This window comes from Caulobacter sp. ALps2, assembly GCF_058681635.1.
Window position 1 is genome coordinate 2,407,105 of record NZ_CM178743.1, and the last position, 25,307, is coordinate 2,432,411.

Below are 25,307 nucleotides of genomic sequence, written 5' to 3' on the forward strand. Positions count from 1 at the left end.
AAGGCCCCTCTGGGGTCCTGGAGCTAAGAAGATGGCCAAGGAAAAGTTCGAACGCACTAAGCCGCACTGCAACATCGGCACCATTGGTCACGTTGACCATGGCAAGACGACGCTGACGGCCGCGATCACGATCACGCTGGCGAAGTCGGGCGGCGCGACCGCCAAGAACTACGCCGACATCGACGCCGCGCCGGAAGAAAAGGCCCGCGGCATCACGATCAACACGGCTCACGTCGAGTATGAGACGGCCAACCGTCACTACGCGCACGTCGACTGCCCCGGCCACGCCGACTACGTGAAGAACATGATCACGGGCGCGGCCCAGATGGACGGCGCGATCCTGGTGGTGTCGGCCGCCGACGGCCCGATGCCGCAGACGCGCGAGCACATCCTGCTGGCCCGTCAGGTCGGCGTGCCGGCCCTGGTCGTGTTCATGAACAAGGTCGACATGGTCGACGACGAAGAGCTGCTGGAGCTCGTCGAGATGGAAGTGCGCGAGCTGCTGAGCTCGTACCAGTTCCCGGGCGACGACATCCCGATCACCAAGGGCTCGGCCCTGGCCGCTGTCGAAGGCCGCGACGCCAAGATCGGCGAAGAGGCGATCCTGGCGCTGATGGCTTCGGTCGACGCCTACATCCCGCAACCGGAACGCCCGGTTGACCTGCCGTTCCTGATGCCGGTCGAAGACGTGTTCTCGATCTCGGGCCGCGGCACCGTGGTCACCGGCCGTATCGAAAAGGGCATCGTCAAGGTCGGCGAAGAAGTCGAAATCGTCGGCATCCGTCCGGTCCAGAAGACGACCTGCACGGGCGTCGAAATGTTCCGCAAGCTGCTGGACCAAGGTCAAGCCGGCGACAACGTTGGCGTGCTGCTGCGCGGCACCAAGCGTGAAGACGTCGAGCGCGGCCAAGTGCTGTGCAAGCCGGGTTCGATCACCCCGCACACCAAGTTCGTGGCCGAAGCCTACATCCTGAACAAGGAAGAAGGCGGCCGTCACACCCCGTTCTTCACCAACTACCGTCCGCAGTTCTACTTCCGCACGACCGATGTCACCGGCATCATCAAGCTGAAGGAAGGCGTGGAAATGATCATGCCGGGCGACAACGCCGAGCTGGACGTCGAGCTGATCACCCCGATCGCCATGGACCAAGGCCTGCGCTTCGCCATCCGCGAAGGCGGCCGCACCGTCGGCGCCGGCGTGGTCGCGAAAATCGTTGAATAACGATTTTCACGACAGTGTTTGGTGACCAGAGGCGCAAGCGCTTCTGTGGGCCAAGATCGTCGAGTAATCGACCGATCTCAGCGACAGCTGACCTGATCTAAGCGAAGGCCCCGGAGGAAACTCCGGGGCCTTTTGCTTTTCCATTTCCCTGCTGTGTCGGCTGCCGGCTTGACGGCGCCGCTTGAAAGCGCGAGCACCGAAGCGGGGACGGGGAGGTCAGCGCTTGGATTTGCGGCGGAGGATCAGGGGCAATGTCGTCGCCCGCTACGGCCTGGCCATCGCCCTGACGGCTTTCGCCGTGCTGCTGCGCTTTGGCCTGGACGCGGTGTTTCCGCCGGGCTTTCCTTATGTGACCTTCTTCCCGGCCATCGTGGTCGCCGTCTATCTGGGCGGCTTGGGGCCCGGCGTGCTGTGCGCGGCGTTGAGCGGCGTCTCGGCCTGGTACTTCTTCATCCCGCCGGCGTTCGGCTTCAGCGTCGATTTCACGGTGCTGGTGGCCCTGGCCTTCTATGTTTTCGTGGTGGCGGTCGACGTTTTCTTCATCGACGGCATGCGCAAGGCGCTGGACCAGCTGGAGGGCGAGCGCGAGCGGTATCGCGAACTGGCCGACAGCCGCGACCTGCTCTATCGCGAACTGCACCACAGGGTGAGCAACAACCTGCAGGTCGCCGGGGCGCTGCTACGGCTGCAGGGGCAGGGGATCACCGACGCCGACGCCCGCCACGCCCTGTCCCAGGCCGGCGAGCGGATCGAGGTCATCGCCCGTATTCAGCGCGAGCTGCACAACCGCACCGGCGAGCCCGTGCCGTTCCGCGCTTTCGCCGAGGCTCTGCTGGCCAGCGCCGCCGCCGCGGCTGGCGCGCGGGTGCGCCTGACGATCGCGGGCGGCGAAGAACCCCTGCACCCCGACCAGGCCACGCCCGTGACCCTGGTGATGCTGGAGAGCTTCAACAACGCCCTGGAGCACGGCTTCGGCGAGGCTGGGCCAAATGGGGAAGGAGGTGGCGAGGTGCGGGTGGTGCTGGATCAGTCGGGCCTGACCCACCTGCTGACGGTCAGCAACGACGGCGCCGCGCCGCCAGCGGATTTCGATCCGGCCAAGTCCAAGAGCCTGGGGTTGCGCATCGTCCGCGCCATGGCCCAGCAGCTGGGCGGCAAGTTCGAAATGGCCCGGGAGAACGGCTGGACCGTCTGCCGGCTGAGCTACGCGCCGAAGCGGGACTAGAGCGCCAGCCGATAGAACCGGGTATCCACCGCCATGCGCGGGAAGGTCTCCGGCAGCGCCGACGCCTCGACCAGGCCAAAGCCGTTCTTCTCGTAAAAGCGATGCGCGGCCTTGAAGGCTTCGGTCGTGCCCAGCCACACCGCCTCGACGCCACGTCCGCGCGCGTGTGTCAGCGCCGTATCCAGCAGCGCCTGGGCCGCCCCGACCGCGCCGCGCGCGACCGGCTTCACGAACATCTTCCGCAGAGCCAAGGCCCCGCCGCCGATGTCCTTCAGCGCCACCGTGCCGACCACTTCACCATCCAGCTCGGCAAGCCAGAACTGGCCCGCGCCGGTCTGATACCAAGCCGGAATATCGGCCAGGTCGGGCTGGTCGGCGGCGGTGATCGAGACGCCGAACTCCTCGCGCTGGATCGGCAGGATCACCCCGACGACGGCGTCCTCGTCGCCGGGGTGGAAAGGCCTGATGATCACCGCCAAAGCTGTCCTAGAGCCGGTCGACCGGAACGGCCTGGCCATGGCTGGCCTCGCGCGGCGTGGTCAGGCGCCCCAGCTTCGGCTTTAGCCACATCTCGATGTCGTCGACGATCTCGTAGACCACCGGCACCAGCACCAGCGACAGCACGGTCGAGGTGATCAGGCCGCCGATCACGGCCACGGCCATCGGTTGGCGGAACTCCGAACCGGTGCCGATGCCCAGGGCCGTGGGCAGCATGCCGGCCATCATGGCCAGGGTGGTCATGACGATCGGCCGGGCCCGTTCATGGCAGGCGTCGACGATGGCGTCGCGCTGGCTCATGCCGGCCCGCTCCTGCTCGATGGCGTATTCGACCAGCAGGATCGAGTTCTTGGCCGCCAGGCCCATCAGCATCAGGAAGCCGATCAGCGACGGCATCGACAGCGACTGGCCGGTGACCAGCAGGGCCAGGAACGCGCCGCCGATCGCCAGGGGCAAGGCCGACAGGATGGTGATCGGCTTGAAGAAGCTGCGGAACAGCAGGACCAGCACGCCGAACACCAGGCCCACGGCCGACAGCAGGGCCACGGCGAAGCCGGTGAACAACTCGACGAAGGCCTCCTGGTCACCGGCCGTGGCTGGGGCGACGCCGGCGGGCAGCTTCTTCATCGTCGGCAGATCGCCGACGTCGCTCATCGCCTGACCCAGCTGGGCGCCGTTGTTGAGGTCGGCCTCGATGGTCAGCTGACGCTTGCGGGCGAAGCGGTCGATCTTGGCCGGACCGGCCTGGAATGACAGGTCGGCGACACTATCCAATCGCGTTGTACCGCCGCTGGCGGTCGGGATGCGCAGGGCGCCCAGGGCCTGGAGGTCGGCTCGGGTCTCGGCCGGCAGGCGCACGCGGATCGGGATCCGGCGCTCGCCCTGGGTCATCTTGGCGACGTTGGCGTCGATGTCGCCGACCGTGGCCACACGGGCGATGGCGGCGATGTCGGCGGCGCTGACGCCCAGGCGGGCGGCCTCGTCGGCCCGGGGGCGGATGACGATCTCCGGACCGCTGGGCGGGCTGGAGGGACGCGGATCGGCGACGGTGGACAGGCCGCGCATCTCGCGCTCGACCTGGGCGGCCGTGCGTTCCAGCAACGGGCCGTCCTCGGCGGTGAGGATGGTCTGCACGTCCGAGGTGCCCCAGTCGCCCAACAGGTTGACCCGGGCGTCGGGGATCTGGCGCAGGCCGTCGCGGACCACCTGCTTGATCTCGGTGACGGTCAGGTCGCGCTTGCCGTTCAGCACGATGGTGATGGTGGCGTCGCGGATGTCGGTCCCGCTCTGGCCGCCCCAGCCGCTGCCGATGTTGGAGCCGACCTGGGCGAAGACGTGGGCGGTTTCCGGACGCTTGCGGAACAGGGTGGTCACCGACTGGACGGTGCGCTCCATGTCCGCCGTCGTCGCGCCGGGCGGGCCCTGGACCTTCAGATAGTAGAAGTTGGCGTTGGCGGCCGGCTGGAAGGCCGTGGGGATGAACGGCACCAGGGCGAACGAGCCGATCAGGATCAGGGTGCCGATGATGATAGCCAGGATCCGGTGGTCCAGCGACCAGTCCAGCACGTTGCGATAGAAGCCCTTGAACTCGGGCCGTTCGTGGGCGTGCTTGGCCGGCTTGAGGAAGTATGCGGCCAGCAGCGGGGTCAGCAGGCGGGCCACGACCAGCGAGAACAGCACCGCCACGGCGACGGTCAGGCCAAATTCCTTGAAGAACTGGCCGGGCGTGCCGGGCATGTACGACACCGGCACGAACACCGCGACGATGGTGAAGGTGGTGGCCACGACCGCCAGGCCGATGGCGTCCGCGCCCTCCATCGCCGCCTGGAACGGCCTCTGACCGCGGGCGACGCGTTTTTCGATGTTCTCGATCTCGACCACGGCGTCGTCGACCAGGATGCCGATGACCAGGGTCAGGGCCAGCAGGGTCACGACGTTCAGCGAGAAGCCCATCACCGCCATGAAGGCGAAGGTGGGGACCAGCGACACCGGCATGGCGATGGCGGTGATCAGGGTGGCGCGCCACTCGCGCAGGAACAGGAAAACCACCAGCGAGGCCAGCAGCATGCCTTCCAGCAGCGTGTGCTCGGTGGCGGCGAAGCTGGCGCGGGTCTCGTCGACGGTCGAGAAGATCTTCACGAACTTCACGCCCGCCTGCTTGGCCTCCAGGGCGTCGACGGCTTTCTTGACGTTATCCTCGACGGCGACGTCGCTGGAGTCGCGGGTCTTCATCACCTGGAAGGCGACGACGGCCTTGCCGTCCAGGCGGGCGAAGCCGCGCTGCTCTTCCGAGCCCTGGCCCACCTCGGCCACGTCGGTGAGCTTCACGTAACGGCCGCCGCTGATCGGGATGGTGATCTGGCGCAGCTGCTCGACCGTGGTCGCCGCGCCCAAGACCCGCAGGGTCTGCTCGCGACCGCCGATATTGGCCCGGCCGCCGGGTGCGTCGACGCTGAAATTGGCCAAGGCCTGGTTCAGCTGTGGGGCGGTCACGCCGAACGCGGCCATGCGGTCGGGATTGATGACGACGTTGATCTCGCGGTCCACACCGCCGACGCGCGCCACCTGGGCCACGCCCTTCTCGCCCTGCAGGGCGCGGGTGACCGTGTCGTCGATGAACCACGACAGCTCGGTCGAGCTCATGTTCGGGGCCGAGACGGCGTAGGTGATGATCGGGGCGCTGGTGATCTCCAGGCGCTGAACGATCGGCTCGTCGACTTCGCGCGGCAGGATCGAGCGGGTCTGGTCGACCTTGGAGCGCACCTCGTCGGTGACCTTCTGCAGGTCCTCGCCGAGATTGAACTCGATCGTCGTGGTCGATGCGCCCTGGACCACCGACGAGCGGATGGTCTTGACGTTGGAGATGCCGGCCACCGCGTCCTCGATGGGGCGAGTGACTTGGGTCTCCATCTCGCCGGGCGCGGCCCCGCTCTGGGTGACCGTCACGGTCACGGCGGGGAACTCGACGTTTGGGAACTGTTTGATCGGCAAGGTCAGGTAGCAGCCGATGCCGGCGATCATCAGCGCCAGGAACAGCACCGCGACCGGGATCGGGTTCTTGATCGCCCAGGCCGAGATCTTGAGCTCGCCGGTCTTGTGGTCGCCGGTCTTTTCACCGGCCTTGTGTTCGCTAGCCATCAGCGGGCGGCCTGGTTGGAAGCGGCGGGACGGATGGTGTCGCCGTCGGCCACGAAGGAGGCGCCGCCCAGCACGACGCGCGTGCCGGCGGGCGGACCTTGGACGAGTTGAGCCCAGCCGCCGCCCTTCTGGCCGACCTTGATGGCGACCTGGTGGGCGCGGTTGTTGCTGTCGACGGTCATCACCGACAGGCCGTCGGCCTCGTAGCGGATGGCCGATTCCGGAATGGCGGTGACCGGCGCGCCCGAGGCCCCGAAGGTGGCGCGACCAAAGCCGCCGGGGCGCAGGTCCGGACGCACGGGCAGGCGCACGCGCACCTTGCCCAGGCGGTTGGCGCTGTCGACGCGCGGGCTGACCAGGCGCACGACGCCAGAGATCGATTGGCCGCCGGGCAAGGACACCTGGGCGCCCTGGCCTTCGCGGATGCCCGACAGGTCGGCTTCATTGACCTCGGCGTCCAGTTCGACCAGGCCGTCGCGGGCGATGGTGAACCAAGGGGTCGTGCCGCCGCCGGCGATCTGGCCGGGCTGCACGCCGCGCGACAGCACCCGGCCGCTGACCGGCGAGGTAATGGTCATGCGCGAAGCGCGGGTGCGCAGTTCCTTCAACGCCGCCTCTTGAGCTTTCGCCTGGTAGCGACGGGTCTCGATCTGCTCCTGGGACAGGATGCCCTGGCCATCGAGGCCGGCGACGCGCTTGGCCTCGGCCTGGGACTGGGCCGTGACGGCCGCCTGTTGCTCGACCTGGGCCCGCAGCAGGGTGTCGTCCAGCTGGACCAGCGGCTGGCCGGCGCGCACCCAGTCGCCTTCGTCGGCATAGAGGCGCGCGACGCGATAGCCGGTCAGCTCAGAGCCGACGGCGGCTTCCTCGCGCGAGACCAGCAGGCCGGAGGCCTCGACCCCGCCGCCCAGCGGCCGGGTCTCGACGCTGCCGACGCTGACCGTGCGGGCCTGAGCGGCGGCCGGGGCGGCGGGCTTCTTGTCTTCCTTCTTGCCGCCACAAGCGGACAGGCCGCTTACCCCGACAAGGAGGGCGCCGCAGACCAGGGCGGTGGCGATCGGAGAGCGGGTCGTCATCGGTTCGGGTCTCATTGCGCGGAAGGCTTTTGGGGAATGCTCTGCGGGGACCAGCCGCCGCCGAGCGCCTTGTAGGTCTGGACGGCGCGTTGCAGCGCCTGGGTCCGGGCCCCGGTCAAGGCCGTGCGGGCGTTGCGCCAGGACTGCTCGGACTGCAAGGCCGTGGTCAGGTCGGTGAGGCCGGCGGCATAGCCCTTGCGGCTGGCCTCGTAGGCCGAGGCGGCGCGGCGTTCGCCGGCGGCCAGCAGGGTCACGCGACGCTCGTCGGCGGCCTGCTGGACCAGGGCGTTCTCGGTCTCGCCGAACGCCTTCTGGACGGTCTGTTCGTAGGTCACGGCGGCCTGCTCGACACGGGCCCCCTGCGCCTTGATGTCGGACATCAGCTTGGGGATGTTCAGCACCGGGATCGACAGGTTGGCGCCAAGGGTCCAGGCCGAGCTGGTGGTCGATTGGGTCGAGCCGGGCGCGAGGAAGCTGGGGCTGATCTGCTTGCTGATGCCGATGCCCGGCTGCAGGGTCAGGGTCGGGAACAGCGCCAGCTCGTTGATGTTCAGATTGCCCGAGGCCGAGGCCAGGCGGGCGGCGGCTTCGCGCACGTCGGGGCGGCGGGCCATCAGCTCGGCGGGCGCGGCGGCCGGGATCGGCGGGGCCGTGGCCAGCACCGGCTCGACCGGGAGGCTGGCCAGAGGATCGACGCCCTTGCCGACAAGGATCAGCAGGCCGCGGCGGGCGGCCTGAAGCTGGGCTTCCAGCTGGGCGACCTGGGCCTGGGCCTGGGCGAGGTCGGCGGCGGTGCGATCGCCCTCGGAGGTGGCCGAGAGGCCCCGGCGGCCCTTCTCGTCCGAGACCTTGAACAGGTTGTCGGCGATGGTGGCGTTGGCGCGGGCGTCCTCCAGCTGCACGGCGTAGCCGCGGGCCTCGAAATAGGACTGGGCGACATTGGCGGCCAAGGCGGCGCGAGCGCCTTCATAGGCGAAGCGGGCGGCGGCCAGGTCGTTGTCGACCACGCGGCGGGCGGCGCCGCGGCGGCCGATCAAATCGAGCTCCCACGAGACGTCGAAATTGGCCGAATAGGTCTTGGTCACCCCACCTAGGGTGAAGCCGCCGGTGCCGCTCTGGTCGATGATGTCGGTGTCGGTGCGCTTGGCGGAGCCGACCAGCGGGGTCTGCGGAATGTAGAGCTCGCGGATCTGGCCCTGGCGCACGGCGCGGGCCTCCTCCAGCCGGGCGGCGGCCAGGCGGGCGTCCGGCGCCTTCTCCAGCGCGGTGGCGACCAGATCGTTCAAGACCGGGTCGTTGAAGGCGGTCCACCATTGGTCCAGAGCTTGGGAGGCCAGGGGCGAGCCCGCCGGCGCCTCGTAGGCGTTGGGCAGCTTCACCTCGACCTGACGCGCGGGCGTGGTGCAGGCCGAAAGGCCCGCGCCCACGATAACGGACGCGAGTAGGGTGGAAGACAAGCCAGAAGGCCGGCCTGGACGCCTGAAGGCGCCGGTCTTGGCAAGACGCATGTAGTTCGAACCCGGATACTCCGCCACAAAGCGGATTGGCGACCAATGTTTTCCCACTTAGGGGTCCTGCCCCCTCGGGAAAACCCCCCGTCCAACGCTTTAGCGAAGCTTATGTTGCGACGCACCCGTCATTACTGATCAGTGATCCCATACCTGTCAGCAGTGCGACCCGGTGACGCGGGGCCTGTAACCCGATTGTTGCGGCGGTTGACGGCGCTGCAAAACATACCGCATCATCGAAACAGATGTTCGATCTTATTGATCGGCATCCGCCTCGGTTGCAAAACCCGGGCAGTATGCGTGGCTTTTCAAGCGTCCGACCCAGGGGAACCAAGGTTTGTCGGCTCCAGAAGGCGCATCGCCAAGTTTCGAAAAAGAACGCTCCTCGCGGCGCGCGGGCCCGACCGCGCGTGTGTGGACATGTGGATTCGGGAGATCGCCGCCCGGCTGAGCGCAGGCCGTAGCCCATTTGGGCCGAACGCGAAGACGATCGGCCAACCAAAAAACAATCGAGGGAGGGAAAACCAATGAAACGAACCAGCTTCCTGCGCGGAGGCTCCTGCCTCGCGCTGGCCATGTCGCTATCCGGGGGCGCGGCCTACGCCCAGCAGCGCAACGACGCCCCGGTCGAGGTCGAGGAGGTCGTCGTCACCGGCTCGTTCATTCGGGGCACGCCCGAGGATGCGGCGCTGCCGGTCGAGGTGATCGGCGCCGAGGAGCTTCAGAAGCGCGGCTCGCCCTCCACCGTCGAACTCTTGAAGGCGCTGTCCATCTCCAACGGCGTGCTGGGCGACACCAACCAGTTCGACAGCCGGGCCCAGGGCTCGGAAGGCTCAGGCTCGGTCAATCTGCGGGGGCTGGGCTCCCAACGCACCCTGGTGCTGCTGAACGGCCGCCGCATGGCTATTAACCCCTTCGGCCAGGCCGGCGCGGGCATCGTTGACACCAACATCATTCCCGCCGCCGCGATTGGCCGTCTGGAAGTGCTGAAGGACGGCGCCGCCGCCACCTACGGCTCGGACGCCATCGCCGGCGTCGTCAACTTCATCACCAAGAAGAACTTCGAGGGACTGGAGGCGGCGGCCGACTACCGCCATATCGACGGCTCGAAGGGCGACTACGGCGGCAGCCTGACCTGGGGCAACACCTGGGAGAACGGCAATGTCCTGGCCAGCCTGGGCTGGCAGCACCGCTCGAAGCTGTCGGTGGCCGACCGCGAATGGGCCAACCGGCCGTATCTGAGCAACCCCGAGGCCGGCTGGTCCGCCGCCGGTAATCCCTCGACCTTCATTCCCCTGGCCAGCACGACCAGCGGCATGCGCGACCCGGCCTGCGCCGGCCTGGGCGGCTTTCCGGGCTTCAGCGGCCTGACTCCGGTCTGCTATTGGCACTACACGCCATTCGACAATCTGGTGGAGAAATCCAACGCGGTGCAGGCCTATGCCGAGGTCAACACCGACCTGTCGGCCAAGACCAAGTTCCACGCCGAGGTGCTGTACGCCCACACCGACGTGCCCGAGTGGAACACCTCACCCTCATATGCCGCTCTCGCGGTTCCCACGGCGGAAGTGGCGCCGATCGCGGCCCTGGCTGGCCGTTATTTCGTGCCGGCGAGCAACCCGGGCCTCGCGGCCTTCATCGCCGCCAATCCGACGGTGCAGCTGACAAACCTGGCCACCGGCGCCACGACGACCGCGCCTGGCGCGATCTTCGGCGGCGGCGCGCTGAACGTGGCCAACCGACCGTTCGGCATCGGCGGTAATCCCAAGTTCGGCTACGGCCCGTCGATCGGCGCGCGCTCGTTCGACGCTTTCCGCGTGTCCGCTGACCTGTCGGGTGAGTTCGAGAACGGCATCGGCTGGGACGTCGCCCTGACCTATTCGCAGGAAGTCGGCATCCGCACCGGCTACGACACGCTGGTCAACCGCTTCGCTCTCGCGCTGCAAGGCCTGGGCGGGCCGCTGTGCGACAGCAACCCATCGCTGCCCGGCATCCAGGGCACGCCCGGCGTCGGCCAGTGCATGTACTACAACCCCTTCGCCAGCGCGATCCCCGGCAACGCCATCACCGGCGTGGCCAATCCCGGCTACAACTCGGCCCTGGCCAACAACAAGGACGTGGTCGACTGGTTCTTCAAGAAGCTGTCGACCAAGCAGTCCTCGCGCCTGTTCGTCGGCGAGGCGGTGCTGAACGGCAAGACCAACATCACCCTGTCAGGCGGCGACATCGCCTGGGCCGCCGGCGTCCAGTACCGTCGCACCTACTTCAAGGCCGACTACAACGACATCAGCAACGCCGCGATCAATCCGTGCGTGAACACGCCCGACTTCGGCGTGACCACCTGCACCGGCTCGCAGCGAAACGGGCCGTTCATGTTCCTGGGCGTCGGCAACGAGGCCGATAACCAGAGCGACGTGATGGCCGGCTTCGGCGAGCTGTCGGCGCCGCTCACCGAAGATCTGCAGTTCCAGTTCGCCGCCCGCTACGAGAAATACGGCGGCGCGATCGGCTCGACCTTCAATCCCAAGGCCTCGCTGCGCTGGCAGGCGACGCCTTGGATGGCCTTGCGCGCCTCGGCCGGCTCGACCTTCCGCGGGCCGCCGGATCCGCTGACCACCACCACCTCGGTGACCTCGCTGCAGGGCATCCTGGGCGTCTTCCGCGCCGTCGACATTTTCGGCAATCCGAACCTGAAGCCCGAAAAAGCCAAGACCTATAACTTCGGCCTGCTGTTCAACGTCGACAACTTCAAGGCCAGCATCGACTACTTCGCTTTCGACTTCAAAAACCCGATCGTCGCCGAGCCGGTCGCCGGCATGGTCGCCTCGCTGTATCCAAACGGGGCGGCGGGCGCGAACAACTGCGCCGATCCGGCCTATGCGGGACTCGTCTCGCGCTTCACCTTCAACGGCGGCTGCGGAACCCCGACCACCAGCATCGCGCGCCTGCGCACCAACTACATCAACGGCGCGCCGGTGAAGAACTCGGGCTTCGACTTCTCGGCCGAGTACCGGTTCAAGGACGTCATCGGCGGCGACCTGACCTTCGGCGGCTCCGCTACCTACATCCGCGAGTACAGCGTCGGCGCCACGGTGGTGGAGGGCATCACCGTCGAGAAGGCCTTCGACGCCGTGGGCCTGCTGAACTATCAGACCACGGTCGTGCCGATCCCCAAGTGGAAGGGCGACGCCTTCGCCGAGTGGAACGCTGGCGTCCATAACCTGCGCCTGTCGGTCCATTATATCGGCGGTTACACCGACCAGCGCACCGCGCCGTTCTCCGCCAACGCCTACAAGGACACCACGGGCGCGTTCGTGACGATCGCCGCCGGCAAGAAGATCGAGAAGCAGATCCTGACCAACCTGGCCTATCGTGTCTTCCTGCCCTGGGACACGACGGCGACCCTGGCCATCACCAATCTCTTCGACAAGGATCCGTCCTACGCCCGCCTCGACCTGGGCTACGATCCGTTCACCGGCGACCCGCTGGGCCGGACCTACAAGGTGGGGCTCCGCAAGAAGTTCTAGTTCCTCTGGCGTCCGTGGGAACTGGCGGCGCGTCCTCGTCCGGGGACGCGCCGTCTTCTTGGCCACGCGGCGCCCAGGAAGCGGTCGTGTCGCGAACGCGGGACGATCGGCGGCTCGAGGGGCTTGTCAAGCTCGCCGGTATGCGACCTCATGGGTGTTATATTGTAACTCTCGCGAGGTCCCAGATGGTCGCCATGCCGACCCGCCGCCACTTGATCAAGTCCGCCGCTGTCGGAGGGCCCGCGCTGCTGGCCGCGCCGGCCGTGGCGGAGACGGCGGGGCCGACCATCCCGCGGCCGGGCTCCATCTCGGTCGCGGACCTGCCGAGCCACTATGACGTCATGAGCGGCGTCCATAATCTGGAAGCGGGTTACTGGAGCATGATGCCGCGCGTGGTCGCCGACGACTATGCTCGGCACAACGCGGCCGTGAACAGCGCCAACGCCGTCTGGGCGCGCAACGTGCTGCCGGGCGGCGAGGGCTGGACGTCGACCTTCAGGGCCGCCCATGCCGCCATCGCCCGCCAGATGGGTTGCGCCCCGGAGGAGATCGCCGTGACGCGCAGCGGGGCCGACGCGCTGCAGATGCTGATCACCAACTACAAGCCGCTGAAGCCCGGCGACGCGGTGATCCACTGCGACCTCGACTACGACGCGATGATCGCGGCCATGAACTGGCTGGGCTCACATCGGGGCGCGAAGGTCGTGACCTTCGCCATGCCCGAACCGGCCACCACCGCCAACATCCTGGCCGCCTACGAGGACGTGCTGAAGAAGACGCCGGAGGCCAGGCTGCTGCTGGTCACCCAGATCTCAAACCGCACGGGTCTGGTGACCCCGGTGCGCGAGATCGTGGCCATGGCCCGGGCGCGCGGCGTGGACACGATCGTCGACGCCGCCCACGGCGTGGCCCTGCTGGACTTCCAGCTGGACGACCTGGGCGCGGACTTCGTCGGCTGGTCGGTGCACAAGTGGACCTCGGCCCCGCTGGGCACGGGGGCGATGTACATCCGCAAGAGCCGCCTGGCCGATATCGACATCGCCTTCGGCAGCACTGTGCCCGCCAGCGAGATCTACGCCCGCGTCCCGCCGGGCACCGTGAACTTCCCTGCGGTGGCGACCATCCCGACGGCCGTGGACTTCCACTTCGCCGTGGGGGCGGCGGCCAAGGAAAAGCACATGCGGGCCCTGCGCGACCGCTGGGTGAACGCGGTGCGCGATCTGGCCAATGTCGAGATCTGCGTGCCCGACGATCCGGAGCGCTACTGCGCGATCACCAGCTTTCGCCTCAAGGGCATGACCACCGACGAGCAGGCCCGGCAGGTTCAGCGCGTGCTGTTCGCGCGCTATCGCGTCCACACCATCTGGCGCACTGGCGTCAAGAACGGGCCGGTGATCCGGGTGACGCCGGGCTTCTACAGCACGCAGGCCGATGTCGACGCCCTGGCCAAGGCCTTGAGGGCCGAGCATGGCATGTTCGTCTGAAGGCGGCGCGGCCGGCGCGCCGTCTCGCCACAAGCTCTATAGGTCATCGGTGAGACGGCCGACCTCGTCCGCATGCAAGAGGTGGTCTGGACGCGTGCGAACGCCGGCACGGAATACACCTCAGTTCCGGCTACGCTGATCTGGACGCGTGAGAACGGCTTTGGCTTCCGTGTCCGCAGCTTCAAGCCCGACTAGAGATAGTCCAGCATGCTCGGCGGTCCAGCCATCGACCCGTCGGCATTGAACATCTGGGCAAGCTTGTCGCGCGAGGCCTGGAGTTCGACCATCTTGCCGTAGACGGCCGGGGTCCAGCCGGAGGCTTGGCGCTCCTCGGCGGTCATGCCGGCATAGCGGGTGATCATCGCCTTGCCGAAGCCGCCCTCGTCCTCGCTGGTCGACTGGTAGCTGGCCTTGATGGCGTCACTATCGCGCGAGCGGATCTCGGCCTTGGCCTGGGCGATCTCGTGGGTCGAGAACTGTTCGTCCTTGTTCAGGGCGATGGCCGACAGCGAGCGGTCGTCGAAGCGGCGGAAGTCGATCTCGCCGCTGGCGCTGTCCTTGGCCGCCTCGGGGGCGAAGGCCAGCTCGTACTGCTTGTCCAAGGCGGTGCGGACGTCGCCGGCGACCTTGCCGAAGTCGCGAGTCTTGGCCCCGGCCACGGCGCTGCCGGTTTCCGTCATGTAGGCGGCGACGCTGTCGTTCTCGATGCCGGCCGGGGCCAGGCCCGGACGGGCGATGGCCTGCTTGCGGCCTTCGACCAGGGCGGCGCGCTCCCGCGTCCAGGCCGCGGAGGCTTTCTCCTCGGGGCCGGCGGCGTCCAACTGGTCGATGGCGGTCTGGTAGAGGCTGGCATAGTCGCCGGTCAGCCGCGCCTGGGCGGCGGGACCGGCCAGGGCGGTGTCGTGCTGGCCCTTCAGGGCCAGGGCCGCGACGACCTGCTGGTCCAGCGGGAAGCTGTTCCCCATCGGGCCGCCCCGGTCGCTGGCCACGGCGTAGAGCGTGCGGCGGTCCAGGCCGCCGACATCGATCGTAGGGTCGCCATCCTTCAGCGCGCTTGCGGTTTTGGCGGCCTTCAGCAGGGCGGCGATCTGGGTCCGAGCCTCGGCCACGACAGCGTCGGTGGTGCGGGAGTCGGTCTGGGCCTTCAGCGCGGCCTGGGCGGCGGCCGACAGGGTGACGTTGACCGCCGGCGTGTTGAGCGTCGGGCTCTGGTCGCGCGTCTGGCCATGGCCGGTGGACTGGTTGGCGCGCTGTGTCGCCGTCTGCCCGGCGGTGAGGCCGGGCGCGTAGGTCGGCGAATAAGGGTTGATCGTCGTCATGGCGCGGACGGAACTCGAAGCGAATCAGACGCTTGACGATACCAGCCGCCCCTGGGGCAGGACCACCCTATGGTTAATAGGTCGCAACCTTTACGCCAGCACCCCCGTCAGCAGGGGCCTGGCGAACAGCTCGGCGGCTTCTTCGCGCTCGAGGCCGGGGACCCAAGCGCCCAGCGAGGCGGCGGCGTTCAGCATCGAGTTGATCATGTGGGCGGCGATGCTGGGGTCGATCGGGCGGATCGAGCCGTCGGCGATACCGTCCGAGATGATCGAGGCGAAACGCTGCCAGCCGCGCGCATAGCCATCGGCCATGTCGTGGCGCAGGGTGTCGGGCAAGGCTCCCATCGACGAGGCCCGCAGCAGGGGTCCGTGCTCGGACAGCTGGTAGCTGGCCAGGCCCGCGGCGGTCGAGGCCAGCTGGGTCCAGTTGTCCGCGCTGAGGCCGCGGGCGTCCAGCTGCGAGCGGCGGGTGACCGTGAAGGTGCGCTCGAAGCACTCGGACACCAGGGCGTCCTTGTCCTCGTGGTGGTGGTAGAAAGAGCCCTTGGTCACGTTCAGCGCCGCCGAGATGTCCTCGACCGAGGCGCCGCGATAGCCGCGCTGGTTGATCAGGCGGGTGGCGGCGACCAGGAAGGTCTCGCGCCACTCCAGCCCTTCCGGCGACAGCGGGGTCGGATCGGGCAGGGGCCGCGGGGCCCAGGTCCGGCCGCCGGCCGGCAGGCCGTTCAGCAGGATGTCGCCCAGGCGGTCACGCACGCGGCCATAGTCCTCGACGTCGTAGCGGCGCAGCCAGGTGCCCGACCAGAACACCTGCTCCATCAGCAGGTGCGTGCGGGCGTTGCGCTGGCGCTTGTCCAGGTGGGCCAGGGACGGGTCGTCGAAGAAGCTCCGCACCCGGCGGAAGAGGTCGTTGAACGCGCCGATGATCGACCCGCGCAGGGGTTCCTTGAGGGCCTTGATCTCCGTGAAGCTGGTGAGCGGCGTGGCCTCGCCCAGCCGGACCTGGCGGTTGAGGTCGAGATAGAGGTCCAGGAACTTCATGATCCGCGCGGCGGGCGTCGTCTCGGCGGCGGCCTCCTCGACCATCGCCTCGAAGCGCTCCAGGCCGCGCATGAAGCAGGCGGCGGCCAGGTCGTCCTTCTTGCGGTAGTAGTAGGTGACGCTGGTGGTGTTGAGGCCGACCTTGGCGGCGACGTCGGCCAGCGTCATGCCACGCACGCCCTGACGGTTCAGGATCGCCGTGGCCGCCGCCAGGATCGTCTCTTTCTTGCGGGCGTAGCGCGCTGTCGCCGCGCCCGCGATCCGACCGTCATCCATCGTAACCAACCCCAAGAAACCCGTCGCGCGCCGGTTGCGCCAGAGATTGGACGGTTGGGTCCAATCTAGGCGCCCGAAGAGGTGGCTTAAAGGCCACCTCCGTCCGTCGCGGGACAATAAGGGGGCCGTACAGCCAGGGTTTGTCAGGATTGTTGCAGCCCACCCCATTTTCGAGGCGCCGCGGATGATCGGCGAACGACGTTTCGACCCTGGTGCATGGCGGCGTCGCGACGGGCTTCACGAGACTTCTGGGATGACAGCGGAGCTTTTGAACGCGTTCATCGCGCCTAAGACGCCTTGCGCGTCCCCGGTCGGTCCGCCGTGAGGGCCTGGGCGATGGCCTGGGTCAGGGCGGTGGGCGACAGGGGCTTGGCGATGGCGCCGTCCATGCCGGCGGCCAGATAGCCGGCCTGCTGGTGGGCCATGGCGTTGGCGGTCATGGCCAGGATCGGGACTTCGCCCGCGGGGCCCTTCAAGGCGCGGATGCGGTGGGTGGCCTCCACGCCGTCCATGCCGGGCATCTGGATGTCCATCAGGATCAGGTCGAAGCCGCCCCGCGTGGCGGCGGCCACGCCTTGGACGCCATCCTCGGCGATGTCGATCCGCGCGCCCAGGGCCTCCAGCATGCGGCCGGCGATCAGGCGGTTGGTGGCGTTGTCCTCGACCAGCAGGATACGCAGGCCGCCGAACAGCGCGCCATCGGCCTCTTCGGTTTCGCCCGTCGATGCGGCGCAGGCGTCGGCCTCGACCTCCAGCCAGAAGGTCGAACCCTCGCCCAGCTTGCTTTCGAAGCCGACCTCGCCGCCCATCATCTCGGCCAGGCGGCGGCAGATGGCCAGGCCCAGGCCCGAGCCGCCGAAGCGGCGGGTGGTGGAGCCGTCGCCTTGCCTGAACCGTTCGAACAGGTTCGCCGCGGCCTCCTCGCCGATGCCGACGCCGGTATCCTGGATCTCGAAGCGCAGGCGGGCGCGGTCTCCGTTTCGGCGACCTGAAAGCCGCGCCACGACGCCGCCTTCCAGGGTGAACTTCACGGCGTTGCCCAGCAGGTTGAACAGGGCCTGGCGCAAGCGCAGCGGGTCGGTGGCCACCCAGCCCAGGTCGCCCTCTTTTCCTCTGGGGGGCGCCTCCACGCGCAAGTAGAGCCCTTTCGCCTCGGCCTGCGGCCGCAGCATGTCGGCGACGCCGGCCAGCAGCTCGGCGGGCTCGACCGGCTCCGTGGCCAGTTCCAGCTTGCCGGCCTCGATCTTCGAGAAGTCGATGATGTCGTTCAGCAGCGCCGACAGCATCTCACCGCAACCCAAGGCCTCGTTCAGCAGGCGGCGGCCATCGTCGGTCAGGCTCTCGTTCTTCAAGAGGTGCAGCACGCCCAGCACACCGTTCATCGGGGTGCGGATCTCGTGACTCATATTGGCCAGGAACTGGCTCTTGGCCTCGGCCGCGCCGAGGGCCGCGTCGCGGGCGGCGACCAGCTCGGTGACGTTCTGGCTGATGCCGATGACGTCCCAGGCGTCGGGGCTGGAGCCGCGTACGCCGCGCCAGGCGCAGTGCATGTGAGCCCACTCACCGTTGGCGGGATCAAGATAGCGATAGTCGATCTCGACATGCTCGCCGCGGCGCAGGGTCTTGGAGAAGGCGCCCCAGACGCGTTCGCGGTCTTCCTCGTGGATCGACATCGTCATCTCGGTGACGGTCATGGTCCGCACCCCGCCCTGGGGCGAACTGGGGGTAGGGATGTCCTGGTCGAAGACGTAGACGCCCTTGCGCGGGTTGAAGCGCCAGACATAGACGCCGGCGGCGCTGCGTAGCAGCTCGTTGGAGCGCTCGACCTGCTGGCGGGAAATCTCACGGGCGCGGTCCTCGCTGAAGTCCTGGAAGACGATCAGCAGGCCGCCGTCGGCCCCGGCTCCGGGCAGCACCTTCGACTGCGAGCGCACCCACAGCCAGCCGCCGCCCTTGCGGGCCAGGCGATGCTGCGAGCGGGCCTGGCCGACCATGCGCAGGGCGTCGGCGATCGCGTGGATCACCTCGGTGTCGTGCAGGTGGAAGAAGTCGCGGATCGGACGGCCCAGGGTGTCCTCGGACGTCCAGCCGGTCAGGTCGGTCCAGGCCGGGTTGACGCGAATGATCACGTCGTCCTGCAGGATGACGAACATGTCCAGGCTGCTCTGGAAGAACCAGTCAGCGGCGGCGGCTTCGATTCTGGAGGCAGCCTCGGTATCCAAGTGCTTGCCCATCCCGTTTCCCTCGTTTTCAATCGGTATCGCAGGATCGGGTAAAGTTTACGTTGCGGCATAACGTCCGAACGTGAGTCCTGATCCAGGCCAGCGATAGTCGTGAACAAGGGGAGAGCAGGACGTTGAGTAAGCCAGAAGCCGTGGGACTGTCGTCGGATCGACTTAACCGCATCGAGACCTTCCTCAAGGGCAAGTATATCGACAGCGGAAGGCTGCCCTGCGCTCTGACGCAGGTCTGGCGACGCGGGCAACTGGCCTACACGTCCGTGCTGGGCAGCGCCGACATCGAGCGGGGCAAACCGCTGAAGGCCGACAGCCTGTTTCGCATCTATTCGATGACCAAGCCGGTCACGAGCGTGGCCTTCATGATGCTGGTCGAGGAAGGGCTGGTGTCGCTGGACGATCCGGTGCACCGCTTCATCCCGGCCTGGCGCGACCAAGGTGTGTTCGTGGCCGGGGGGCTGGGCGCGTTCCAGACCAAGCGCACGGCCGAGCCGATGCGGATGCTGGACCTGCTGCGCCACACCTCCGGCCTCACCTATGGCTTCCAGAACCGCACCAATGTCGACGCGGCCTATCGCAAGCTGAAGCTGGACGGGATCGACAGCGAGGGCGGGCTGCAAGGTTATGTCGACGCCCTGGGGACCGTGCCGCTGGAGTTCTCGCCGGGCGAGGCCTGGAACTATTCGGTCTCGACCGACGTGCTGGGCTATTTGGTCGAGAAGATCTCGGGCCTGCCGTTCGACGTGTTCTTGAAGACCCGCATCTTCGATCCGCTGAAGATGGGCGACACCGGCTTCTTCGCGCCGGAGAGCGAGCGGTCCCGCCTGACCGCCTGCTACGCCCTGACGCCGTCGGGCAAGGTGGCGCCGCAGGATGATCCGGAGAAGAGCCGCTTCCTGAGCGACCCGGCGGTGAAGTCGGGCGGCGGCGGCCTGGTCTCGACGGCGGACGACTACATGCGCTTCTGCCGCATGCTGCTGAACGGCGGTGAGCTGGACGGCGCGCGGCTGCTCAGTCCCAAGACCATCAAGCTGATGACCATGAACCACCTGCCCGGCGGGCGGGAACTGGTCCACATGTCCAAGTCGCTGTTCAGCGAGGCGGTGTTCGAGGGATTGGGCTTTGGCCTGGGCTTCGCCGTGACCATCGACCAGGCCCGGACCAAGAACCTGGGCTCGCTGGGCGAATATTTCTGGGGCGGCATGGCCTCGACGGCGTTCTGGATCGATCCGGTCGAGGACCTGGCGGTGGTGTTCATGACCCAGCTCATGCCGTCGACCGCCTATCCGATCCGGCGCGAGCTGCGGACGCTGGTCTATTCGGCCTTCACCGACAGCGCGGCTTGACCGCTAAGAAAGCGGCGCGGGATGCCCTCCCGCGCCGAGTTGCGCTTTACCAAAGTCCGACGCATTGCGAGCAATACGCCACGCTCGCGGAATCCACCGACTTCGAAACGTCAGGACGCGTGCAAGTCGCGCCCAAAGCCCATGACTTCCCGCGAACGCCCTCCCCAGCACGGATCATTCTCTCTGTATTTCAGATGAATGCGGCGTTCCGCCATGAGCGGCGTCGCATCCGTCCCCACGGATGACCTCGGCTGAAACTCTGATTTCGAATTTGTAGTATGCCGAACGCGTCGTCAACGGGCGGCGCCTTGAAATCGGGCGCCGCCACGGAGCTCTGGACATCTTCGCCTGGGCGTGCAGGCTGGCTTCAAACAATCGTTCAAACTAGAAAAGCAGGGTGGAAACCGCCATGGCCGCGATCAACGCCGTCACCGATCTTTCCGTCGAAGGCGACATCGGCGTCGTCACGCTGAACTCGCCGCCGGTCAACGCGCTGTCGGCCGCCGTCCGCGAGGGGCTGAAAGGCGCGTTCGACGCCGCCATCGCCGATCCGGCCGTGCGGGCCATCGTGCTGATCTGCGAGGGCAAGACCTTCATCGCCGGCGCCGACATCACCGAGTTCGGCAAGGCCATGACCGGCCCCAGCCTGCAGGACGTCCAGAACGTCATCGAGAATTCGCCCAAGCCGGTGGTCGCCGCGATCCACGGCACGGTGCTGGGCGGCGGGCTGGAGGTGGCGCTGGTCGCCCACTACCGCGTCGCCGTCCCCTCCGCGAAGGCCGGCCTGCCCGAGGTGAACATCGGCCTGCTGCCGGGCGCCGGCGGCACCCAGCGCCTGCCGCGCATCGTCGGCGTCGAGAAGGCGCTGGAGATGGTCACCAGCGGCCAGCACGTGCCGGCCAAGGCGGCGCTCGCCATGGGCCTGTTCGACTCGCTGGTCGAGGAAGGCGCCCTGCGCGACGGGGCCATCGCCTTCGCCCGCGTGGTGCTGGCCGAGGACCGGCCGCTGAACAAGGTCCGCGAGCTGAACGACAAGGTCGAGGCCTCGCGCGGCAAGCCCGAGATCTTCGCCGACTTCCGCAAGGCCAACGCCAAGAAGTTCCGCGGCTTCATGGCCCCGGAAAACAACATCAAATGCATCGAGGCGGCGGTGAACCTGCCGTTCGAGGAAGGCTTGAAGGAAGAGCGCCGCCTGTTCATGGAGCTGATGACCGGCACGCAGTCGGCCGCCCAGCGCTATGTGTTCTTCGCCGAACGCCAGGCCGCCAAGATCCCGGACGTGCCGGACGACACCGCGATCATCCCCGTCAAGAAGGTCGGCGTCATCGGCGCCGGCACCATGGGCGGCGGCATCTCGATGAACTTCCTCAACGCCGGCATCCCGGTGACGATCATCGAGGCCAAGCAAGAGAACCTGGAGCGCGGCGTCGGCGTCATCCGCAAGAACTACGAGAACACCGCCAAGAAGGGCCGGCTGACGGCGGACGACGTCGAAAAGCGCATGGGCCTGCTGACGCCCTCGATGAACCTCGAGGACCTGGCCGATTGCGACCTGATCATCGAGGCCGTGTTCGAGCTGATGGAGATCAAGAAGGAGGTCTTTGGCAAGCTGGACAAGATCGCCAAGCCGGGCGCGATCCTGGCCTCGAACACCTCGTATCTCGACATCGACGTGATCGCCGCCTCGACCAGCCGGCCCGAGAGCGTGATCGGCCTGCACTTCTTCTCGCCGGCCAATGTCATGCGGCTGCTGGAGATCGTCCGGGGCGAGAAGACCGACAAGTCGGTGATCGCCACCTCGATGCAGATCGGCAAGAAGATCGGCAAGGTCGCGGTGCTGGTCGGCAACTGCCACGGCTTCGTCGGCAACCGCATGCTGGCCCAGCGCCAGCGCGAGGCCCAGAAACTGATCCTGGAAGGCGCCATGCCCTGGGACGTCGACCGGGTGCTGTACGACTTTGGCCTGCCCATGGGGCCGTTCGCGATGAGCGATCTGGCCGGCCTCGACATTGGCTGGGACTCGACCAAGTCCAGCTCGTCCACCGTGCGCGAAGTGCTGTGCGAGATGGACCGTCGCGGCCAGAAGAACGGCAAGGGCTTCTACGACTACGACGAGAACCGCAACGCCAAGCCGTCGGCCGAGGTCGAGAAGGTGATCCGCGACTTCGCCGAGAAGCGCCAGATCCAGCGCCGCGAGATCAGCGACCAGGAGATCCTGGAGCGCTGCCTGTATCCGATGGTCAACGAGGGCGCGAAGATCCTGGAAGAGGGCAAGGCCATCCGGGCGTCCGACATCGATATCGTCTGGATCAACGGCTACGGCTGGCCGGTCTATCGCGGCGGTCCGATGTTCTGGGGCGAACTGGTGGGCCTGGACAAGATCCTGGCCAAGATGCGGGAGTTCCACGAGACGCTGGGCGACGACTTCAAGCCGTCGGCCCTGCTGGAGCGCCTGGTGGCCGAGGGCAAGGGGTTCAAGGACGCTTGATCCATCTCCCTCCCCCTTGATGGGGGAGGGGCGGGGGTGGGTGACGCGGCGGTTAAAGCCGCGCTCCCACTTCGAACGGTGTCACCCCCATCCCCGACCCTTCCCCCATCCAAGGGGGAAGGGAGTTTGCTAGAGGCGTTCCCATGACCACCATCGCCGCCATGATGTCCGCCGACTACGGCACGCTCGGCGACATTCTCCGGCTGCGCGCGCGGGAAGGTCCCAACCATCCGGCCGTGATCATGGAGACCGGCGAGGCGGTGACCTACGCCCAGTTCGACGCCCTGGCCGACCGCGTCGCCGCCGCCCTGCAGCGCGATGGCGTCAACCCCGGCGAGGCGGTCGCCGTCTGCGCCCTCTCGTCGATCCCCTATGCGGCGCTGTTCCTGGGCGCCCTGCGGGCCGGCGTCGCCGTGGCCCCGATCGCCCCGTCGTCGACGCCCGACGCCATCGCCGGCATGGTCGCTGATTGTGGGGCCAAGCTGTTTTTCCTCGACGCCGGCGTGGCCGAAGCTCAGAAGCCCGCGCCGATCCCGGTCCGGCAGATCGATCTGGATCGCGACTTCGACGCTTGGCTCGCCCCGCTCGACGCCCAGCCGGCGCCCGTCGAGATCGGCCCCGAGCATCCGTTCAACATCATCTATTCCAGCGGCACCACCGGCACGCCCAAGGGCATCGTCCAGTCGCACGGCATGCGCTGGAAGCACGTGTTCCGGGGCGATGGCGTCGGCTATGGCCCGACGGCGGTGTCCGTGCTCTCGACACCACTCTATTCGAACACCACCCTGGTCTGCTTCTTCCCGACCCTGGCCGGTGGCGGCACGGTCGTGCTGATGAAGAAGTTCGACGCCGGCAAGTACCTGGAGCTGGCCCAGAAGCACCGCATGACCCACACCATGCTGGTGCCGGTGCAGTACCGCCGTCTGATGGAGCGACCCGACTTCGGTGACTACGACCTGTCGTCCACGCATCTGAAGTTCTGCACCAGCGCCCCGTTCGCGGCCGAGCTGAAGCAGCAGGTTCTGGAACGCTGGCCCGGCGGCCTGGTCGAGTATTTCGGCATGACCGAGGGCGGTGGCACCTGCATCCTCATCGCCCACGAGCATCCCGACAAGCTGCACACGGTCGGCCGCCCGGCCCCGGGCCACGACATCCGCCTGATCGACGAGGACGGCGTCCAGGTCGGTCCCGGCGTGGTCGGCGAGATCGTCGGCCGCTCGGCCGCGACCATGAACGGCTATCACGGCCGCCCCGACAAGACCGCCGAGGCCATCTGGACGTCACCCGAGGGCTGGACCTTCATCCGCACCGGCGACGTGGGGCGTTTCGACGAGGACGGCTTCCTGACGCTGATGGATCGCAAGAAGGACATGATCATCAGCGGCGGCTTCAACATCTATCCGTCCGACCTGGAGGCGGTGTTGGTCCAGCATCCGGCGGTGGTCGAGGCGGCGGTGGTCGGCGTGCCGTCCGACGCCTGGGGCGAGACCCCGGTGGCCTTCGTGGCGGTGAAGGGCGCGGCCGACGCGGAAGCGATCAAGGCCTTCGTCAACGGCCAGGTCGGCAAGACCCAGCGGCTGGCGGATGTCCGTGTCGTCGACAGCCTGCCGCGCAGTCACATCGGCAAGGTGCTGAAGCGCGAACTGCGCGACTCATGGCAAATTCAGCCTAGCGGGTAGGGCGCGATAGCCGAAAGTGTCTGCGGTTTCGGCGGCCATCGCGCCCTAAGTGTTTGAATCAGAGCCTGTTCATCCATTTCGCATTTGCATGCGAAATGGACAGGCTCTGGGACTTTTTTGCCGCGACCGCGCGCCACATTAGGCCAGGCGGAATCGATGAATACGGTTGCTTAACCATATGGTGCGGCCATTCGGGTCGCACGGTTCGTCGTGGATTGCGTCTGAAATGCTCCCGAAGCTCGCCGCCGCTCAGCTCAACGCCCTTCAGCGGAAGGCGTTTGTCCGCGCTCCCAGTGGGCCTGGCGTAGCGCCGATCGACTTCGACGCGGTCGCCGCCGCGCTCGGCGCCGCTGGCCACGCCACGGACCTGGACCAGCGTCTGGCGGGCCGCTTCGCCCGTCCCGTCGCCATCCGCGCCTTCGCCGAGCGTGTGGAGGCCACCGCCGCGGCGCTGAAGGCCCTGGGCGTCCGCGAAGGCGGGATCTGCGTCGTCTCGGCCCTGGCCGATCCCGAAACCCTGGCCGGCGTCGCCGCCGCGGGTCTCAAGGCCTGGCTGGTCGATGTCGACCCGTTCAGCGCCATGTTCGACACCAATCACCTGCGCGAGCGCCTGCCCGAAGCGCCCGGTCCGCTGGAAGCCATCGTTCCCGCCGCCGCCCACGGCCGCGCGCCCGACATGCGCGCCTGGGCCGCCTTCCGCGCCGAGACCGGCCTGCCGATTTTGATCGACGCCGCCGGCGCCTTCGACGTCGTGATCGAAGCTCCGGTTCCTGTTCTCGTCGGTCTCCCCGCTGGGGCGGGCGTGTTCGTGGCTTGCGAAGACGCTACCTGCATCAACGCCATCGACGCCGCGCCTTTCGCCGGGGACGATGGCCTGGCCGCCTGGCCGGGCCTGCGTCAGCGTCTGTGCGGCGCCGCCCAGCAACTGCGTGTCCTGCTGCTCGACAGCGGCGTCGGCTTCCAGCCGGGCTGGGGCATGAGCTGGATCGCCCCGACCTGCGCCCTCTCGCTGCCCACCGACGACGCCGGCGCCGTGGCCTGGAAGCTTCAGGCGGCGGGTGTCCAGGCCAGCTGCTCGGTCCGCGACCGGTCCGTGGCCACCGACGATACCCCGACCGCCGACCACCTGGCGGCCTCGACCGTGGTGATCACCCTGGACCCGAACCTCGACATCGAGGGCCTGGATCGCCTGTGCGACGCCCTGCGCGACGCGGTGGCCTAAGGTGTCGGAATGACCTAGTCA

Annotated in this window: 13 protein-coding genes and 2 pseudogenes; 8 read left to right on the top strand and 7 right to left on the bottom strand. The window is 67.7% G+C overall.

Going from position 1 to position 25,307, the window contains the following annotated elements; translation table 11 throughout:
• The first annotated feature begins 31 nt into the window (after nt 1-31).
• Nucleotides 32-1,222: an elongation factor Tu gene (gene tuf / locus ACW173_RS11555; RefSeq protein WP_096051670.1), complete on the top strand. Its 1,191-nt coding sequence runs from the start codon at nt 32-34 to the stop codon at nt 1,220-1,222.
• Between the two features lie 223 nt (nt 1,223-1,445).
• Nucleotides 1,446-2,447: a sensor histidine kinase gene (locus tag ACW173_RS11560; RefSeq protein WP_492085491.1), complete on the top strand. Its 1,002-nt coding sequence runs from the start codon at nt 1,446-1,448 to the stop codon at nt 2,445-2,447.
• Here the strand turns inward: ACW173_RS11560 and ACW173_RS11565 are convergent.
• From ACW173_RS11565 to ACW173_RS11580, 4 genes are read right to left on the bottom strand one after another with little or no spacing between them, the layout of a single operon-like run.
• On the bottom strand, nt 2,444-2,920 hold the full coding sequence (locus tag ACW173_RS11565; protein ID WP_492085493.1) for a GNAT family N-acetyltransferase: 477 nt from the start codon (nt 2,918-2,920) through the stop codon (nt 2,444-2,446). The two genes, ACW173_RS11560 and ACW173_RS11565, sit on opposite strands and share 4 nt — an antisense overlap.
• A 13-nt stretch (nt 2,921-2,933) precedes the next feature.
• Nucleotides 2,934-6,083: an efflux RND transporter permease subunit gene (locus ACW173_RS11570; RefSeq protein ID WP_492085495.1), complete on the bottom strand. Its 3,150-nt coding sequence runs from the start codon at nt 6,081-6,083 to the stop codon at nt 2,934-2,936.
• Nucleotides 6,083-7,174: an efflux RND transporter periplasmic adaptor subunit gene (locus tag ACW173_RS11575; protein WP_492085497.1), complete on the bottom strand. Its 1,092-nt coding sequence runs from the start codon at nt 7,172-7,174 to the stop codon at nt 6,083-6,085. The genes ACW173_RS11570 and ACW173_RS11575 overlap by 1 nt, the downstream gene beginning before the upstream one ends.
• The gene (locus ACW173_RS11580) at nt 7,171-8,667 is read right to left on the bottom strand and encodes a TolC family protein (RefSeq protein ID WP_492085498.1); all 1,497 of its coding nucleotides are present in this window, start codon (nt 8,665-8,667) and stop codon (nt 7,171-7,173) included. The genes ACW173_RS11575 and ACW173_RS11580 overlap by 4 nt, the downstream gene beginning before the upstream one ends.
• Nucleotides 8,668-8,808: 141 nt before the next feature.
• Between ACW173_RS11580 and ACW173_RS11585 the strand changes: the two are divergent.
• Nucleotides 8,809-12,194 (top strand): annotated as a pseudogene (locus ACW173_RS11585) (TonB-dependent receptor).
• Between the two features lie 194 nt (nt 12,195-12,388).
• A pseudogene (locus ACW173_RS11590) lies at nt 12,389-13,678 on the top strand (aminotransferase class V-fold PLP-dependent enzyme); the annotation flags it as partial.
• A 191-nt stretch (nt 13,679-13,869) separates the two neighbouring features.
• On the opposite strand, the gene ACW173_RS11595 reads toward ACW173_RS11590, so the two are convergent.
• The 3 genes from ACW173_RS11595 to ACW173_RS11605 all read right to left on the bottom strand — a co-directional run bounded on the left by ACW173_RS11595 (nt 13,870) and on the right by ACW173_RS11605 (nt 18,548).
• The gene (locus ACW173_RS11595; RefSeq protein WP_492085500.1) at nt 13,870-14,997 is read right to left on the bottom strand and encodes a hypothetical protein; all 1,128 of its coding nucleotides are present in this window, start codon (nt 14,995-14,997) and stop codon (nt 13,870-13,872) included.
• 90 nt (nt 14,998-15,087) lie between these two features.
• Nucleotides 15,088-16,323, bottom strand: a complete 1,236-nt coding sequence (locus ACW173_RS11600) for a TetR/AcrR family transcriptional regulator (RefSeq protein WP_492085501.1) — start codon at nt 16,321-16,323, stop codon at nt 15,088-15,090.
• Nucleotides 16,324-16,601: 278 nt separating this feature from the next.
• Nucleotides 16,602-18,548, bottom strand: coding sequence for an ATP-binding protein (locus ACW173_RS11605; RefSeq protein ID WP_492085503.1), 1,947 nt, complete (start codon nt 18,546-18,548; stop codon nt 16,602-16,604).
• 122 nt (nt 18,549-18,670) lie between these two features.
• On the opposite strand from ACW173_RS11605, the gene ACW173_RS11610 reads away from it, so the two are divergent.
• The 4 genes from ACW173_RS11610 (at nt 18,671) to ACW173_RS11625 (ending at nt 25,286) form a co-directional block, all read left to right on the top strand.
• Nucleotides 18,671-19,897: a serine hydrolase domain-containing protein gene (locus tag ACW173_RS11610; RefSeq protein WP_492085505.1), complete on the top strand. Its 1,227-nt coding sequence runs from the start codon at nt 18,671-18,673 to the stop codon at nt 19,895-19,897.
• Nucleotides 19,898-20,294: 397 nt separating this feature from the next.
• Nucleotides 20,295-22,385, top strand: coding sequence for a 3-hydroxyacyl-CoA dehydrogenase NAD-binding domain-containing protein (locus ACW173_RS11615; RefSeq protein WP_492085506.1), 2,091 nt, complete (start codon nt 20,295-20,297; stop codon nt 22,383-22,385).
• A 143-nt stretch (nt 22,386-22,528) separates the two neighbouring features.
• Nucleotides 22,529-24,064, top strand: a complete 1,536-nt coding sequence (locus ACW173_RS11620) for a class I adenylate-forming enzyme family protein (protein WP_492085508.1) — start codon at nt 22,529-22,531, stop codon at nt 24,062-24,064.
• A gap of 226 nt (nt 24,065-24,290) precedes the next feature.
• Nucleotides 24,291-25,286: a DegT/DnrJ/EryC1/StrS family aminotransferase gene (locus ACW173_RS11625; RefSeq protein ID WP_492085509.1), complete on the top strand. Its 996-nt coding sequence runs from the start codon at nt 24,291-24,293 to the stop codon at nt 25,284-25,286.
• Nucleotides 25,287-25,307: the final 21 nt, after the last annotated feature.

What these genes read in the sequence shown, in the direction of transcription:
- tuf (WP_096051670.1), top strand. Translation starts at nt 32, where the DNA reads ATGGCCAAGGAAAAGTTCGAACGCACTAAGCCGCACTGCAACATCGGC.
- ACW173_RS11570 (WP_492085495.1), bottom strand. Translation starts at nt 6,083, where the DNA reads ATGGCTAGCGAACACAAGGCCGGTGAAAAGACCGGCGACCACAAGACC.
- ACW173_RS11575 (WP_492085497.1), bottom strand. Translation starts at nt 7,174, where the DNA reads ATGAGACCCGAACCGATGACGACCCGCTCTCCGATCGCCACCGCCCTG.
- ACW173_RS11580 (WP_492085498.1), bottom strand. Translation starts at nt 8,667, where the DNA reads ATGCGTCTTGCCAAGACCGGCGCCTTCAGGCGTCCAGGCCGGCCTTCT.
- ACW173_RS11595 (WP_492085500.1), bottom strand. Translation starts at nt 14,997, where the DNA reads ATGACGACGATCAACCCTTATTCGCCGACCTACGCGCCCGGCCTCACC.
- ACW173_RS11605 (WP_492085503.1), bottom strand. Translation starts at nt 18,548, where the DNA reads ATGGGCAAGCACTTGGATACCGAGGCTGCCTCCAGAATCGAAGCCGCC.
- ACW173_RS11620 (WP_492085508.1), top strand. Translation starts at nt 22,529, where the DNA reads ATGACCACCATCGCCGCCATGATGTCCGCCGACTACGGCACGCTCGGC.
- ACW173_RS11625 (WP_492085509.1), top strand. Translation starts at nt 24,291, where the DNA reads ATGCTCCCGAAGCTCGCCGCCGCTCAGCTCAACGCCCTTCAGCGGAAG.